Below are 2,000 nucleotides of genomic sequence, written 5' to 3'. Positions count from 1 at the left end.
GCCACACAAGGTCTCGAAGGTCTGCGGGTTTTTCCATGGCGATGCTATGCACCGCTGAGAAGGGAACCCAGTAGTAGCAGCCGTTGGTGTGAAACTCCAGCACTGGCCCCAGCCTCGAGTCGGAATCGCTCAGCCATTCGAACGGTTCGCCATTGAGCTTTCCGGAGCGAGCCGGTGCCATGTCCAAGGCAAGGGATCGCAATTGCAGCGCAGCATTGGGAGTCCCTTCTGACTCTGCTTTGAGGGCGTCCACCATGTAACTCAGCCATGCAGGCGGTTCCCCCAGGATGTAAGGCGTGCGACGCCCCTCAAACACCTCGGTGCGCAGCAATTCGCAGCGCATGGCTTCCCGATAGGCATGTGCCATCGGAATGGCCTTGGGATCCAGCTGCGCACATACCTGCAACTGCGCCAGCGCCTTGTCCCAGTCGCCAAGTACCGCTAGCAACTGGAAATAGAAAGTGCGCAGCGAGGCCTTAGAGGGCTCAGCCCGGATCGCGTCTTTGACGCGATGGAGTTGAAGGTCCAACGGGCTTTGGGAGTCAAAGAGAATGGCAGTCACGTTGAGAGTTGATGTTGATCATTTTGGGTGCCGGCGTGCTAAATCGCCTTGACGGATGATCGATTGCGATGTCGGCCATCCGACGAAGGTGGGGCATGCACTGCGGCCCTTCCGAGTAGCGGTGCGCTTGGACTCAAATTCGTGAAAAGTACCTGCCTGCCTGCCTGCAAATGACGGCAGGTCAATCAGCGGAAGTTGGGTGAGGCGCCAGGTCGCGAAAACAGCGATGGAGTCACGCTAGCTTTTGTTAGCGTGTGCCTTCTTCCTGGCAGGACCGCTGCCGGTCAGTTGCCTGCTTCTTTGACAGAAGGCAGTTTGGACACAAGTCGCAGCGATACCGTCAGCCCTTCGAGCTGGTAGTGAGGGCGCAGGAAGAACTTGGAGGTGTAGTACCCCGGATTGCCTTCCACTTCATTCACCTCAACCTCAGCTGCTGCCAGGGGCTTTCGTGCCTTGGTCTCCTGGGAAGAGTTGGAAGGATCCCCATCGACGTAGTTCATGATCCAGTCGTTGAGCCAGCGCTCCATGTCGCTGCGCTCCTTGAACGAGCCGATCTTGTCGCGCACGATGCACTTGAGGTAGTGCGCGAAGCGGCAGCACGCGAACATGTAAGGCAGCCGTGCCGAGAGGTTGGCGTTCGCCGTGGCGTCGGCGTCGTAGTATTCGGCGGGTTTGTTCAGCGACTGCGCACCAATGAAGGCTGCAACGTCCGAGTTCTTGCGGTGTACCAACGGCATGAAGCCGTTCTTGGCAAGCTCCGCCTCCCGGCGGTCGCTGATTGCGATTTCGGTGGGGCACTTCATGTCCACGCCACCATCGTCTGTGGGAAATGTGTGTGCGGGCAGGTTCTCCACTGCGCCGCCGGATTCCACGCCGCGGATGGATGTACACCAGCCGTAGTATTTGAAAGAGCGGTTGATGTTTACCGCCATGGCATACGCCGAATTCGCCCAGCAGTACTTGCTGTGGTTGCCGCTGGCAGTTTCTTCTTCAAAGTCGAACTCGTCCACCGGATTGGTCTTGGCGCCGTAGGGAAGGCGGGCCAGGAAGCGTGGCATGGCGAGGCCGATGTACTTGGAGTCATCGGACTCGCGCAGGCTGCGCCAAGCGGCGTACTCGGTGTTGGTGAATATCTTGGTCAGGTCGCGAGGGTTGGCCAGTTCCTGCCATGAGTCCATCTGCATCAGCGCGGGAGATGCGCCGGAGATAAAGGGGCAGTGGGCTGCTGCCGCCACCTTGGCCATTTCCCCCAGCAGTTCGACATCCGGCGGGCTGTGGTCGAAGTGGTAGTCGCCCACCAGACATCCAAAGGGCTCTCCGCCGAACTGGCCGTACTCCTCCTCGTAAACCTTCTTGAAGATGGGGCTCTGATCCCAGCCCACGCCCTTGTAGCGTCGCATGTTGCGATGAAGCTCCTTTTTGGAGATGTTCATCACGC

Annotated in this window: 2 protein-coding genes; both read right to left on the bottom strand. The window is 59.0% G+C overall.

What is annotated here, in order from left to right; all coding sequences use genetic code 11:
* A partial coding sequence (locus tag DBR23_RS21280; RefSeq protein WP_108499521.1) for a type VI secretion system accessory protein TagJ occupies positions 1-562 on the bottom strand: 562 nt, incomplete at its 3' end.
* Between the two features lie 284 nt (positions 563-846).
* A partial coding sequence (gene tssC, locus DBR23_RS21275) for a type VI secretion system contractile sheath large subunit (protein WP_108499520.1) occupies positions 847-2,000 on the bottom strand: 1,154 nt, incomplete at its 5' end.

Origin of the sequence: Acidovorax sp. HMWF018 (genome assembly GCF_003061035.1) — a bacterium.
Lineage (GTDB): Bacteria > Pseudomonadota > Gammaproteobacteria > Burkholderiales > Burkholderiaceae_C > Acidovorax > Acidovorax delafieldii.
The sequence above is the reverse complement of the archived record's forward strand: the minus strand, read 5'-3'. Positions and strand labels throughout refer to the sequence as shown.